Genomic DNA, 13,038 nt, shown 5'->3' with positions numbered 1-13,038 from the left:
GGGCGCGAGCGCTGTTTCGAGTAGGAACAGTCGTCGGTTTGCAGCGGAAACAGTCAGGATCCGGGCAGTGCCGGGTAAGCACAGGGATCGACGGCGCTTGGGTAAGCGCCTCGATTATAGGAAGGGGGCTAACGATCAAACAAGCGCAAACAATGCAGCTTTATCGAGCAGGCACCAGAGCAGGCACCGATGAGGTCAGCCAGATCAACACCTTGCTCACCCGGTTCTCCTCGGTCTCGAGGATTTCCAGTCGATAACGCCCGATCTTCAGGCACACCGCGCTTTCCGGAATGGTTTCCAGCGCTTCGGTGACCAGGCCGTTCAGGGTCTTCGGACCGTCGCTCGGCAGATGCCAGCCCAGGCACTTGTTCAGGTCGCGGATCGATGCTGCACCATCGATCACCATACGCCCGTCGGCCTGGGGATGGATGTGCGGGTTGTCGAGGCTGTGCTCGCTTTCGAATTCGCCGACGATTTCTTCGAGAATGTCTTCAAGGGTGACGATGCCCAGCACCTCCCCGTACTCGTCCACGACCATGCCGAGACGGCGTTGCTGTTTGTGGAAGTTCAGCAGTTGCAGTTGCAGCGGCGTGCTTTCCGGGACGAAGTAGGGCTCGTAGCTGGCGGCCAGCAGCGCCTCGCGGGTCAATCCGCCGTTGCTCAGCAAATGGCCGATATGGCGAGTGTTGAGCACCGCTTCGACCTGATTGATGTCACTGTGAAACACCGGCAGACGCGTGCGCTTGTTCTCGCGCAGTTGCTCGATGATCTCTTCGATCGAATCGTCGAGGTTGATGCCATCGACATCGCTGCGCGGCACCAGAATGTCGTTGACCGTGATGTTGTCCAGCGCATGAATGCCCGACACCGGGTGGGCGCGGACCGGATGTTCGGGATCATCATCGTGATCGGCCGGCAACTCGTCCTCGCTCTGTTGCACCACCTGAGCCTTGCGCGTGAACGGGGTCAGCAGCAAAGCGCTGACCCGGCTGAACAGCCACGCGAACGGGTAGACGATTTTCATCGGCACGGCCAGCAGGGCATTGCCGAACGCCAGCACGGCGTCGGGATAGCGCCGGGCCACGGTGCGTGGGAAATAATCGGCGAACACCAACAGGATGCCACCGGCGCCCAGGCAGGCCGCCCACGGGCCATTTTCTTCGCAGAGAAAAATCGCCAGCAGCGTCGCGATGATCACTGCCAGGGCGCGGCACAGGGTGTTGCAGAGGATCAGGCTGTCGAGCGGGAAGCTCAGCTTCGCCAGCGGCTTGTCGCTGGCGCGTGAGGCGATCCGTTGCGCGAGCAGGTGCTGCTGCGCGATTTCGACGGCGGTAAACAGCCCTGACCATAAGATCAGCAGGACAAATACCGCGAGCATCGGCCCTATGGGCAAACCGTCCATTTATGCCGCCCGTCAGATGTGCAGTATGTATTCACGAACCAGTTTGCTGCCGAAGTACGCCAGCATCAGCAGGCAGAAACCAGCGAGGGTCCAGCGAATCGCCTTGTGGCCGCGCCAGCCCAGTCGGTTGCGACCCCACAGCAGCACGCTGAAGACGATCCATGCCAGACAGGCCAGCAGGGTCTTGTGCACCAGATGCTGGGCGAACAGATTCTCAACGAACAGCCAACCGGAAATCAGCGACAGCGACAGCAGCGTCCAGCCGGCCCAGAGAAAGCCGAACAGCAGGCTTTCCATGGTTTGCAGGGGCGGGAAGTTCTTGATCAGTCCGGACGGGTGCTTGTGCTTGAGCTGATGGTCCTGAACCAGCAGCAGCAACGCCTGGAACACGGCGATGGTGAACATGCCGTAGGCGAGGATCGACAATAGAATGTGCGCGAGAATGCCCGGCTCTTCGTCGATGATCTGCACTGTGCCGGTCGGCGCGAACTGCGCCAGCAATACCGTGATCGCACCGAGCGGGAACAGCAGCACCAGCAGGTTTTCCACCGGGATCCGCGAACAGGCCAGCAGAGTCAGGGCAATCACCGCAGCGGCGATAAGGCTGGACGCGCTGAAGAAGTCCAGACCGAGGCCGATCGGGGTCAATAGATGTGTAAGCAGGCTGGCGCCGTGGGCGAGCACGGCGAATACGCCGAGGCTGACCAGCAGGCGCTTGTTCGCCTTGGCGCCGGTGGCCAGGCGGGTACTTTGATAGACGGTCGCAGCGGCATAGAGCAGGGCGGCGGCGAGGGTGGTCAGCAAACTGGGTGACAAGGGGAGCATAAATCCTGTTAGGCGAGCCCGAAAGGCGCTGAGTTTGGCATAGAACCGCCACGGCACGAAAGACTCCGCAAGCTGACGGCGAGGTGTCCGCCGGCCGCAGTCTTCGCTATAATCCGCGACCTGCCCACGCCGCAGGCTCGCCGAGCACATGTTGATTCCGGTCTGGGCCGCCATTATCCCGGTTCGTACAGGGCCTGAAAGGATCGCGCAATGTTTGAAAACTTAACCGACCGTCTCTCGCAGACGCTGCGCCATGTCACCGGCAAGGCGAAGCTGACCGAGGACAATATCAAAGACACCCTGCGTGAAGTGCGCATGGCGTTGCTCGAAGCTGACGTCGCACTGCCGGTGGTCAAGGACTTCGTCAATTCGGTCAAGGAGCGCGCTGTTGGCACCGAGGTGTCGCGCAGCCTGACGCCGGGCCAGGCGTTCGTGAAGATCGTCCAGGCCGAACTCGAAAGCCTGATGGGCGCGGCCAACGAAGACCTCAACCTGAGTGCCGTTCCGCCAGCCGTGATTCTGATGGCCGGTCTGCAGGGCGCGGGTAAAACCACCACTGCCGGTAAGCTGGCGCGCTTCCTTAAAGAGCGCAAGAAGAAGTCGGTCATGGTCGTGTCTGCGGACATTTACCGTCCGGCCGCGATCAAGCAGCTGGAAACCCTGGCCAACGACATTGGCGTGACGTTCTTCCCGTCCGACCTGAGCCAGAAGCCGGTCGACATCGCCAATGCGGCTATTAAAGAAGCCAAACTGAAATTCATCGACGTGGTCATCGTCGACACCGCCGGTCGTCTGCACATCGACGAAGAGATGATGGGCGAGATCAAGGCGCTGCACGCCGCGATCAACCCGGTTGAAACCCTGTTCGTGGTCGACGCGATGACCGGTCAGGACGCCGCCAACACCGCCAAGGCGTTCGGCGATGCGCTGCCGCTGACCGGCGTAATCCTGACCAAGGTCGACGGCGACGCCCGTGGCGGTGCCGCACTGTCGGTGCGCGCCATCACCGGCAAGCCGATCAAGTTCATCGGTATGGGCGAGAAGAGCGAAGCGCTCGATCCGTTCCACCCTGAGCGTATCGCCTCGCGGATCCTTGGCATGGGCGACGTGCTCAGCCTGATCGAACAGGCCGAAGCGACCCTCGACAAGGACAAGGCCGACAAACTGGCCAAGAAGCTGAAAAAGGGCAAGGGCTTCGACCTCGAAGACTTCCGCGATCAGCTGCAACAGATGAAGAACATGGGCGGCCTCGGCGGCCTCATGGACAAACTGCCGAGCATCGGCGGCGTCAACCTGTCGCAGATGGGCAATGCCCAGAACGCCGCAGAAAAGCAATTTAAACAGATGGAAGCCATCATCAATTCCATGACCCCGGCCGAGCGCCGCGACCCTGAGCTGATCAGCGGTTCGCGCAAGCGTCGGATCGCCATGGGTTCCGGCACGCAGGTGCAGGACATCGGCCGCTTGATCAAGCAGCATAAGCAGATGCAGAAGATGATGAAGAAATTCACCGCCAAGGGCGGTATGGCGAAAATGATGCGCGGCATGGGCGGTATGTTGCCCGGCGGCGGCATGCCGAAAATGTAAAGACTTCGCCGGTCGTCGCACCGGCGCAGACCCTGCAAGGACGCAGGATCAACAGCAAACCCGCACTCGGCGGGAGCTGACTGGCCGTTTTTAACGACGGCTCTCTATGCAAATCTGCACGGCATGCCATGGGCGCCGGAAAAAGTCATTTGCAAAAGTCCGGATATTCCTTAGAATATGCGGCCTTTCGGGCACCCATGCCCGCTGTGCATTTAGATTTGCAGCACCGACTACAGGAACGATGTTCACATGCTAACAATCCGTCTTGCCCTTGGCGGCTCCAAAAAGCGCCCGTTTTACCACCTGACCGTAACCGACTCGCGTAACCCGCGTGACGGCTCCCACAAAGAACAGGTTGGTTTCTTCAACCCTGTTGCCCGTGGTCAGGAAATCCGTCTGTCCGTGAACCAAGAGCGCGTTGCCTACTGGCTGAGCGTTGGTGCACAACCTTCTGAGCGCGTTGCTCAGTTGTTGAAGGAATCTGCCAAGGCTGCGGCCTGAGCAATATGAACGCGACGCCAGCCCCTGCCGATGATTTGATCGTTATTGGCAAAATTTATTCTGTTCATGGCGTTCGCGGCGAAGTGAAGGTTTATTCCTTTACTGATCCGACTGAAAACCTGTTGCAGTACAAAACCTGGACGCTCAAGCGCGAAGGCAATGTCAAACAGGTCGAGCTGGTCAGTGGACGCGGGAGCGACAAGTTCCTGGTCGCCAAGCTCAAGGGTCTCGATGATCGTGAAGAAGCTCGTCTTCTGGCCGGTTATGAGATCTGCGTGCCGCGCAACCTGTTCGCTGAATTGACCGAAGGCGAGTACTACTGGTACCAGCTGGAAGGTCTGAAGGTCATCGACACCCTCGGGCAACTGCTCGGGAAAATCGATCATCTTCTGGAAACCGGCGCCAATGATGTAATGGTCGTCAAGCCTTGCGCTGGCAGCCTGGATGATCGCGAACGCCTGTTGCCCTATACGGAGCAATGCGTGTTGGCTGTCGACCTGGAAGCGGGCGAGATGAAGGTGGATTGGGACGCGGACTTCTGAACGTGGCTAACTTGCGCGTAGAAGTGATCAGTTTGTTTCCCGAGATGTTTTCCGCCATTGGCGATTACGGCATCACCAGTCGTGCGGTCAAACAGGGGCTCTTGCAGCTGACCTGTTGGAATCCGCGAGATTACACGACGGATCGGCATCACACTGTGGACGATCGCCCGTTTGGCGGTGGTCCGGGCATGGTGATGAAGATCAAGCCCCTGGAAGATGCGCTGGCTCAGGCCAAGGCAGCAGCCGGGGAGGCGGCGAAGGTGATTTACCTGTCCCCCCAAGGCCGTCAACTGACTCAGTCGGCGGTACGCGAGCTGGCACAATCGGATGCATTGATCCTGATTGCCGGCCGCTACGAAGGCATTGACGAGCGCTTTATTGAGGCTCATGTCGATGAAGAGTGGTCGATTGGCGACTATGTACTGTCTGGCGGCGAGCTGCCGGCCATGGTCCTGATCGATGCGGTTACACGACTGCTGCCTGGAGCTTTAGGGCATGCGGATTCCGCTGAGGAAGATTCCTTTACGGATGGTCTGCTGGATTGCCCGCACTACACCCGACCGGAGGTGTATGCGGATCAGCGTGTTCCCGACGTGTTGCTGAGTGGCAATCACGCGCATATCCGGCGTTGGCGTTTACAGCAGTCCCTTGGTCGGACCTATGAACGACGCGCCGATCTTCTGGAAAGCCGCTCGCTTTCTGGAGAAGAGAAGAAGCTGCTCGAGGAATACATCCGCGAGCGGGACGATAGTTAACAACGTATCGATGGTAGATCGAACGATTTACCTTAGGAGCACAGCATGACCAACAAAATCATCCTTGCACTCGAAGCAGAGCAGATGAGCAAAGAAATCCCTACCTTCGCCCCAGGCGACACTATTGTCGTTCAGGTGAAAGTGAAGGAAGGCGATCGTTCCCGTCTGCAAGCGTTCGAAGGCGTTGTAATCGCCAAGCGTAACCGCGGCGTGAACAGTGCGTTCACCGTTCGTAAAATCTCCAACGGTGTTGGCGTAGAACGTACTTTCCAGACCTACTCCCCGCAGATCGACAGCATGGCTGTTAAACGTCGCGGTGACGTACGTAAAGCCAAGCTGTACTACCTGCGCGACCTGTCGGGTAAAGCAGCACGCATCAAGGAAAAACTGGCTTAAGCCTAGCCTCCGATGCAGAAAAAAGCAGCCTACGGGCTGCTTTTTTGTTGCCCGGGATTTGTGCTGCAAAGATCTTCAGTCTGTCCGTGACCCAGTCGCGGCCTTCGCGAGCAGGCTCGCTCCCACAGGAATACAGTGGGAGCGAGCCTGCTCGCGAATCGATCCATCAGGCGCTGGAACCTTCTGGTTGAATCAACGCCAGCAACGTCCACCCAGCCCCCGGCTTCAACGCCGTTTCCGGTGTCACCACATGCACCCAGCCGCTGTCATCACGCATGAACAGCAACGTTGCGCGGTTGCCGTGCAGCGCCCGGTAATCATCCCAGCCAAACCCATCCGTCAAGGTTGTGCTGTACAGCTCGGCACCCTGGCCCATCAGGCCGGCCAGTTTCGAATAGGTCAGTGCCTCACTGCCCAACTGATTGCCCCGGTGTTCCAGGCTCGCCCGATGTTTATCGCTGCGGCGGATTTCATGGCCGCTGGCCAGACCGAACAGGCGCTGATGACCGAAGTCATGACGAAAGCGCATCGCCGCCAATGTGTTCAGCTCGCCCGACGGTGACAGCGCCAGCAAATGCCCCAACCCCACCAGGTCCAGATGCGCGTCAGCATGCTGCGACGCCGGGTTGCCGAAATAGGTCGGCAAGCCTTCCATGCGTGCCGCGCGGATATTCTCCCAGCTCGAATCGGTCAGCAGTACGCGACTGCCCAGTTGCTGCAGCGACTTGCCCAATGCGCGGGCCGGGCCATTGGCACCAACGATCAGAAAACCGCTCGGCGCCGGTTCGGCGACCTTTAACAGCCGTGCCAGCGGTCGAGCCGTTGCGCTTTGCAAAACCACGGTGCCGATGATTACCGCAAAGGTCAGCGGCACCAGGAGCAGGGCGCCTTCATGTCCGGATTCATCCAGGCGAATCGCGAAAATCGCCGAGACAGCCGCAGCGACGATCCCCCGCGGCGCGATCCAGCACAGCAGCGCCCGTTCACGCCAGCTGAGACTGGAACCGGCGGTGCTGAGCAAAACATTCAATGGGCGAGCGATCAACTGGATCACCAGCAGCAGAATCAACACCAGCGGTCCCAGACCGATCAAAGCGTTCAGGTCCAGGCGCGCCGCGAGCAGGATGAACAGTCCGGAAATCAGCAACACACTGAGGTTTTCCTTGAAGTGCAAGATGTGCCGCACGTCCACGTCTTTCATGTTGGCCAGCCACATGCCCATCAGCGTCACCGCCAGCAGGCCGGACTCATGCATCACTTGGTTGGCACCGATGAAGATTGCCAGCACCGCTGCCAGCGAGGCCAGGTTATGCAAGTATTCCGGCAGCCACTGACGCCGGATCACCGTCCCCAGCAGCCAGCCACCGACGACACCAAACACGGCGCCGCAGAGGATCACCCCGCCGAAGGTGAGAAGACTTTGCTTGAGGCCATGCCCTTCAGCGCTGGCGATGATGAAGCTGTACACCACGACGGCGAGCAGAGCGCCGATCGGATCGATGACGATGCCTTCCCAGCGCAGGATGTTGGCGATCGAGGCTTTTGGCCGCACCACCCGCAGCATCGGCACGATTACGGTCGGACCGGTGACCAGCGTCAGGCTGCCAAACAGAATCGCCAGCATCCAGTCGAAGCCCAGCAGAAAGTGCGTGGCCACCGCGATGACGATCCAGGTCGAAATCGCACCGAGGGTCACCAGTCGATGAACGACGCTGCCGATCTCTTTCCATTCCGACAGGTGCAGGGTCAGGCTGCCTTCGAACAGGATCAGCGCCACTGCCAGCGACACCAGTGGCATCAGTAGCGGGCCGAACATTTCCTGCGGGTCGAGCCAACCCAGCACCGGGCCGGCCAGAATGCCGGTCAGCAGCAAAAACAGAATGGCCGGCAGCTTCAGGCGCCATGCCAGCCACTGACAACCCAGCGCCGCCGCGCCGATCCCGCCAAATGCCAAGAGAATTTGCTGCTCGTTCATTGATGCTCCCTGTTCCTTGATCTGGCTGGCTATGAAAGACTAGCGGCCATTCCCGTCGTTCACTGTCTATTTGCGCGCAGTGTTAAAAACCGCCTGCCCTGAGCACCCATGCCTGCCATCGACCATCCGCTGATTGATCAATTCCTCGACGCTTTATGGCTGGAGAAAGGCCTGTCCGACAACACCCGCGACGCCTATCGCAGCGACCTCGCGCTGTTCAACGGCTGGTTGCAGGAGAAAAATCTCGAGCTGATCAATGCCGGTCGCGAATTGATCCTCGATCACCTGGCGTGGCGGCTGGAGCAAAACTACAAGCCACGCTCCACCGCGAGATTTCTCTCCGGGGTGCGTGGCTTTTATCGCTATCTGCTGCGGGAAAAGCTGATCAGCGTCGACCCGACGTTGCGCGTCGACATGCCGCAACTGGGCCGGCCGTTGCCCAAGTCGCTGTCGGAAGCCGATGTCGAAGCACTGCTCAAGGCGCCGGATCTGAGTGACGCCATCGGCCAGCGTGACCGCGCGATGCTGGAAGTGCTGTATGCCTGTGGCCTGCGCGTGACCGAACTGATCAGCCTGACACTGGAGCAGGTCAACCTGCGCCAAGGCGTATTGCGGGTGATGGGCAAGGGCAGCAAGGAGCGTCTGGTGCCGATGGGCGAGGAGGCGATTGTCTGGGTCGAGCGCTATATGCGTGATGGTCGTGGCGAGTTGCTCGGTGGTCGCCCCAGCGATGTGCTGTTCCCCAGCCAGCGCGGCGAGCAGATGACCCGGCAGACGTTCTGGCATCGGATCAAGCATCAGGCCAAGGTCGCCGGGATCAGCAAATCGCTGTCGCCGCACACCTTGCGTCACGCGTTCGCTACGCACCTGCTCAACCATGGCGCGGACTTGCGCGTGGTGCAGATGCTGCTCGGGCACAGCGACCTCTCTACGACGCAGATCTATACCCATGTCGCCCGCGCCCGATTGCAGGATCTGCACGCCAAACACCACCCACGCGGCTGACACATCCCATAATGTTGAAATACTGACCTGTGGCGAGGGGATTTATCCCCGTTCGGCTGCGCAGCAGTCGCAAACCCGGCTGGCTCGATTTTGACTGAAAGATCGCGGTGGATGGTTTAGGGCTGCTTCGCAACCCGGCGGGGATAAATCCCCTCGCCACAATAATGTGTGTCAGCCACATGTGGTTGTGGGTCAACTGTACAAGCATGAAGATGTGTCAGTTGCACATGAGTGTGTGGCGACAGGCGCATTCGGCCCTCGCGGCCTTATGTGTTAGGCTTTGCCGGTTTGCACGATGGACGGCTATGACCCGGTGTTTCGCACGGGCGTTCTGATCGTTTCATCCGCCCGCCCTCAGGAGTACTCATGCGTCTGACCCAGATTTTCGCTGCCGCCGCTGTCGCGCTGGTGAGCACCTTTGCCGTCGCCGACGACGCGGCCGACAAAGCCATTCGTCAAAGCCTGGAAAAACTCGAACTCGAGGTTCCAGTCGAAAGCATCAGTGCCAGCCCGTTGCCTGGCATGTACGAAGTCAAACTCAAAGGCAGCCGCGTGCTGTACGCCAGTGCCGATGGCCAGTACATCGTGCAGGGCAATCTGTACCAGCTCGCGAATGGCAAACCGGTCAACCTGACCGAGAAGACCGAACGCCTGGGCATTTCCAAACTGATCAATGCCATCCCGGTGGCCGAAACCGTGGTCTACCCGGCCGTGGGCGAGACCAAATCGCACATCACCGTGTTCACCGACACCACCTGTCCGTACTGCCACAAACTGCATGCCGAAGTGCCCGAGCTGAACAAGCGCGGCATCGAAGTGCGCTACGTGGCGTTCCCGCGCCAGGGCCTGAATTCGCCGGGTGACGAGCAGCTGCAAGCAGTGTGGTGCTCGAAAGACAAGAAAGCCGCCATGGACAAAATGGTCGATGGCAAGGAAATCAAAGCCGCCAAGTGCGATAACCCGGTTTCCAAACAGTTCGCGCTAGGTCAGTCGATCGGCGTGAACGGTACACCGGCCATCGTTTTGGCCGACGGGCAGGTCATTCCGGGCTACCAGCCGGCGCCACAAGTCGCCAAACTGGCGCTGGGCGCGAAGTAATTCGCATCGTCACGGGCAACCGTTGATGATCGTGGTCCGGCAGCTACAGCGCCGGGCCATCAACAGAGAGCCGCGAGCACGCGGTTGTTTTCCGGCCGACCCTGTGTCGGCCGTTTCATGGGGAGTTCACAGTGAATCCGGTCAAAGTAGGCATCTGTGGGTTAGGGACCGTCGGTGGCGGTACCTTCAACGTACTTCAGCGCAACGCCGAGGAAATTGCTCGTCGTGCCGGGCGTGGAATCGAAGTGGCGCAAATTGCCACGCGCACGCCAAAGCCTCAGTTCCAGACGACCGGTATTGCGATTACCAACGATGTCTTCGAAGTGGCCACGAACCCTGAGATCGACATCGTCATAGAGCTGATGGGCGGCTACACCGTTGCCCGCGAGCTGGTACTCAAGGCCATCGAGAATGGCAAGCATGTGGTCACCGCGAACAAGGCGCTGATAGCCGTTCACGGTAATGAGATTTTCGCCAAGGCACGCGAGAAAGGCGTGATCGTGGCATTCGAAGCGGCCGTGGCCGGTGGCATTCCGGTGATCAAGGCGATCCGCGAAGGCCTGTCCGCCAACCGTATCAACTGGGTTGCCGGGATCATCAACGGCACCGGCAACTTCATCCTCACCGAAATGCGCGAGAAAGGCCGTACGTTTGAAGACGTGCTCGCCGAAGCGCAGGCGCTGGGTTACGCCGAAGCCGATCCGACCTTCGACGTCGAAGGCATCGATGCCGCGCACAAGCTGACCATTCTGGCGTCTATCGCCTTCGGTATTCCGCTGCAATTCGACAAGGCGTACACCGAAGGCATCACCAAACTGACCACTGCCGACGTCAACTACGCCGAAGCGCTGGGCTATCGCATCAAGCACTTGGGTGTGGCGCGCAGCACTGACGCCGGCATCGAGTTGCGCGTGCACCCGACGCTGATTCCGGCCGATCGCCTGATTGCCAACGTCAACGGCGTGATGAACGCCGTCATGGTCAACGGTGATGCGGCCGGTTCGACGCTGTTCTATGGCGCCGGCGCTGGCATGGAGCCGACCGCTTCGTCGGTGATCGCCGACCTGGTCGACGTGGTTCGCGCGATGACTTCCGACCCGGAAAACCGTGTGCCGCACCTGGCCTTCCAGCCGGACTCGCTGTCGGCGCATCCGATCCTGCCGATCGAAGCCTGCGAAAGCGCTTACTACCTGCGAATCCACGCCAAGGACCACCCGGGCGTACTGGCTCAGGTGGCGAGCATCCTGTCGGAGCGCGGCATCAATATCGAATCGATCATGCAGAAGGAAGTCGAAGAGCATGACGGCCTGGTGCCGATGATCCTGCTGACCCACCGCGTGGTCGAGCAACGCATCAATGATGCGATCACCGCGCTGGAAGCACTGGCTGGCGTCGACGGCCCGGTTGTACGGATCCGTGTCGAACATTTGAACTAAAAGCAGCGGCAAGCTTCGAGCTGCAAGCGGCAAGAGAGAAGCAGTCTGGCTTTTACTTGCGACTTGCAGCTTGCAGCTTGCAGCTCAAACCGAAGGTTTGAAAAAAATGCGATATATCAGTACTCGCGGCCAGGCCCCGGCCCTGAATTTCGAAGAGGTCCTGCTGGCCGGTCTGGCGACCGATGGCGGTCTGTACGTCCCGGAAAACCTGCCACGTTTCACTCAGGAAGAGATCGCTTCCTGGGCTGGCCTGCCTTATCACGAACTGGCCTTCCGGGTGATGCGCCCGTTTGTCACCGGCAGCATCCCGGATGCCGATTTCAAGAAGATCCTCGAAGAAACCTACGGCGTGTTCGCGCACAGCGCCGTGGCGCCATTGCGTCAGCTGAACGGTAATGAATGGGTGCTGGAGCTGTTCCATGGCCCGACCCTGGCGTTCAAGGACTTCGCCCTGCAACTGCTCGGTCGTCTGCTCGATTACGTGCTGGAAAAGCGCGGCGAGCGCGTGGTGATTGTCGGTGCCACCTCTGGTGATACCGGTTCTGCGGCCATCGAAGGCTGCAAGCACTGCGAAAACGTCGACATCTTCATCCTGCACCCGCACCAGCGTGTATCGGAAGTGCAGCGTCGGCAGATGACGACGATCTTCGGCGAGAACATCCACAACATCGCCATCGAAGGCAACTTCGATGACTGCCAGGAAATGGTCAAGAACAGCTTCGCCGACCAGAGCTTCCTCAAAGGCACGCGTCTGGTGGCGGTGAACTCGATCAACTGGGCGCGGATCATGGCCCAGATCGTTTACTACTTCCATGCGTCCCTGCAGTTGGGCGGTCCGGCGCGTTCGGTGTCGTTCTCGGTACCGACCGGCAACTTCGGCGACATCTTCGCCGGCTACCTGGCGCGCAACATGGGCCTGCCGATCAATCAGTTGATCGTGGCGACCAACCGCAACGACATCCTGCACCGCTTCATGAGCGGCAACCAGTACGTCAAGGAAACCCTGCACGCAACGCTGTCGCCGTCGATGGACATCATGGTGTCGTCGAACTTCGAGCGCCTGCTGTTCGACCTGCACGGGCGTAACGGTGCGGCGATTGCCGGCCTGATGGACTCGTTCAAAAAGGACGGCAGTTTCAGCGTCGAACAAGAACGCTGGACCGAAGCACGCAAGCTGTTCGATTCGCTGGCGGTGGACGATGCGCAGACCTGCGAAACCATCGCCGACGTCTACGAGCAAACCGGTGAAGTCCTCGACCCGCACACTGCCATCGGTGTGAAAGCTGCGCGCGAATGCCGTCGCAGTCTGGATATCCCGATGGTAATTCTGGGCACTGCCCATCCGGTCAAGTTTCCTGAGGCAGTGGAGAAAGCGGGTGTAGGAAAAGCGCTCGAACTACCTGCACATCTTTCTGATTTGTTTGAGCGAAACGAGCGTTGCACGGTTCTGCCAAACGACCTGAAAGCCGTGCAAGCCTTTGTCAGCCAGCATGGCAACCGCGGCAAGCCACTCTAA

General features: G+C 59.7%; 12 protein-coding genes. 9 read left to right on the top strand and 3 right to left on the bottom strand.

Going from position 1 to position 13,038, the window contains the following annotated elements; genetic code table 11:
* Positions 1–160 precede the first annotated feature (160 nt).
* Both AB4N48_RS19440 and AB4N48_RS19435 read right to left on the bottom strand, forming a co-directional pair.
* Positions 161–1,402: a CNNM domain-containing protein gene (locus AB4N48_RS19440; RefSeq protein ID WP_460094187.1), complete on the bottom strand. Its 1,242-nt coding sequence runs from the start codon at positions 1,400–1,402 to the stop codon at positions 161–163.
* 12 nt (positions 1,403–1,414) lie between these two features.
* Entirely contained in the window at positions 1,415–2,227 is an 813-nt protein-coding gene (locus tag AB4N48_RS19435; RefSeq protein ID WP_016771539.1) for a cytochrome C assembly family protein, read from the bottom strand.
* Positions 2,228–2,437: 210 nt separating this feature from the next.
* On the opposite strand from AB4N48_RS19435, the gene ffh reads away from it, so the two are divergent.
* From ffh to rplS, 5 genes are all read left to right on the top strand, one after another.
* Positions 2,438–3,814, top strand: coding sequence for a signal recognition particle protein (gene ffh, locus AB4N48_RS19430; RefSeq protein ID WP_007967791.1), 1,377 nt, complete (start codon positions 2,438–2,440; stop codon positions 3,812–3,814).
* A gap of 249 nt (positions 3,815–4,063) precedes the next feature.
* A complete protein-coding gene (rpsP, locus tag AB4N48_RS19425; protein ID WP_003185073.1) occupies positions 4,064–4,315 on the top strand; it encodes a 30S ribosomal protein S16 in 252 nt (83 codons plus the stop codon).
* A 5-nt stretch (positions 4,316–4,320) separates the two neighbouring features.
* The gene (gene rimM, locus AB4N48_RS19420; protein WP_016771538.1) at positions 4,321–4,857 is read left to right on the top strand and encodes a ribosome maturation factor RimM; all 537 of its coding nucleotides are present in this window, start codon (positions 4,321–4,323) and stop codon (positions 4,855–4,857) included.
* Positions 4,858–4,901: 44 nt separating this feature from the next.
* Complete coding sequence (trmD, locus tag AB4N48_RS19415) at positions 4,902–5,612, top strand: tRNA (guanosine(37)-N1)-methyltransferase TrmD (protein WP_231507574.1); 711 nt, start codon at positions 4,902–4,904, stop codon at positions 5,610–5,612.
* A 45-nt stretch (positions 5,613–5,657) separates the two neighbouring features.
* Positions 5,658–6,008 carry a 50S ribosomal protein L19 gene (gene rplS, locus AB4N48_RS19410; protein WP_041478196.1) on the top strand — a complete coding sequence of 117 codons (351 nt, stop codon included), beginning with the start codon at positions 5,658–5,660 and terminating at the stop codon, positions 6,006–6,008.
* Positions 6,009–6,174: 166 nt separating this feature from the next.
* Here rplS and AB4N48_RS19405 read toward each other — a convergent pair whose 3' ends face one another.
* Complete coding sequence (locus AB4N48_RS19405) at positions 6,175–7,983, bottom strand: cation:proton antiporter (protein WP_460094186.1); 1,809 nt, start codon at positions 7,981–7,983, stop codon at positions 6,175–6,177.
* A gap of 108 nt (positions 7,984–8,091) precedes the next feature.
* Between AB4N48_RS19405 and xerD the strand changes: the two genes are divergently transcribed.
* The 4 genes from xerD to thrC all read left to right on the top strand — a co-directional run bounded on the left by xerD (position 8,092) and on the right by thrC (position 13,038).
* Positions 8,092–8,988, top strand: coding sequence for a site-specific tyrosine recombinase XerD (gene xerD / locus AB4N48_RS19400; RefSeq protein WP_016771535.1), 897 nt, complete (start codon positions 8,092–8,094; stop codon positions 8,986–8,988).
* A gap of 366 nt (positions 8,989–9,354) precedes the next feature.
* On the top strand, positions 9,355–10,086 hold the full coding sequence (gene dsbC, locus AB4N48_RS19395) for a bifunctional protein-disulfide isomerase/oxidoreductase DsbC (RefSeq protein WP_095180448.1): 732 nt from the start codon (positions 9,355–9,357) through the stop codon (positions 10,084–10,086).
* A gap of 131 nt (positions 10,087–10,217) precedes the next feature.
* On the top strand, positions 10,218–11,522 hold the full coding sequence (locus tag AB4N48_RS19390; RefSeq protein ID WP_024011722.1) for a homoserine dehydrogenase: 1,305 nt from the start codon (positions 10,218–10,220) through the stop codon (positions 11,520–11,522).
* A 106-nt stretch (positions 11,523–11,628) separates the two neighbouring features.
* Positions 11,629–13,038, top strand: a complete 1,410-nt coding sequence (gene thrC, locus AB4N48_RS19385) for a threonine synthase (protein WP_024011723.1) — start codon at positions 11,629–11,631, stop codon at positions 13,036–13,038.

Source organism: Pseudomonas sp. S2_C11 (genome assembly GCF_054668395.1).
The sequence above is the reverse complement of the archived record's forward strand: the minus strand, read 5'-3'. Positions and strand labels throughout refer to the sequence as shown.

Coding starts and splice junctions, on each gene's coding strand:
- AB4N48_RS19405 (WP_460094186.1), bottom strand. CDS start 7,983: ATGAACGAGCAGCAAATTCTCTTGGCATTTGGCGGGATCGGCGCGGCG.
- rimM (WP_016771538.1), top strand. CDS start 4,321: ATGAACGCGACGCCAGCCCCTGCCGATGATTTGATCGTTATTGGCAAA.
- ffh (WP_007967791.1), top strand. CDS start 2,438: ATGTTTGAAAACTTAACCGACCGTCTCTCGCAGACGCTGCGCCATGTC.
- xerD (WP_016771535.1), top strand. CDS start 8,092: ATGCCTGCCATCGACCATCCGCTGATTGATCAATTCCTCGACGCTTTA.
- rplS (WP_041478196.1), top strand. CDS start 5,658: ATGACCAACAAAATCATCCTTGCACTCGAAGCAGAGCAGATGAGCAAA.
- trmD (WP_231507574.1), top strand. CDS start 4,902: ATGTTTTCCGCCATTGGCGATTACGGCATCACCAGTCGTGCGGTCAAA.
- thrC (WP_024011723.1), top strand. CDS start 11,629: ATGCGATATATCAGTACTCGCGGCCAGGCCCCGGCCCTGAATTTCGAA.
- AB4N48_RS19440 (WP_460094187.1), bottom strand. CDS start 1,402: ATGGACGGTTTGCCCATAGGGCCGATGCTCGCGGTATTTGTCCTGCTG.
- AB4N48_RS19435 (WP_016771539.1), bottom strand. CDS start 2,227: ATGCTCCCCTTGTCACCCAGTTTGCTGACCACCCTCGCCGCCGCCCTG.
- rpsP (WP_003185073.1), top strand. CDS start 4,064: ATGCTAACAATCCGTCTTGCCCTTGGCGGCTCCAAAAAGCGCCCGTTT.
- dsbC (WP_095180448.1), top strand. CDS start 9,355: ATGCGTCTGACCCAGATTTTCGCTGCCGCCGCTGTCGCGCTGGTGAGC.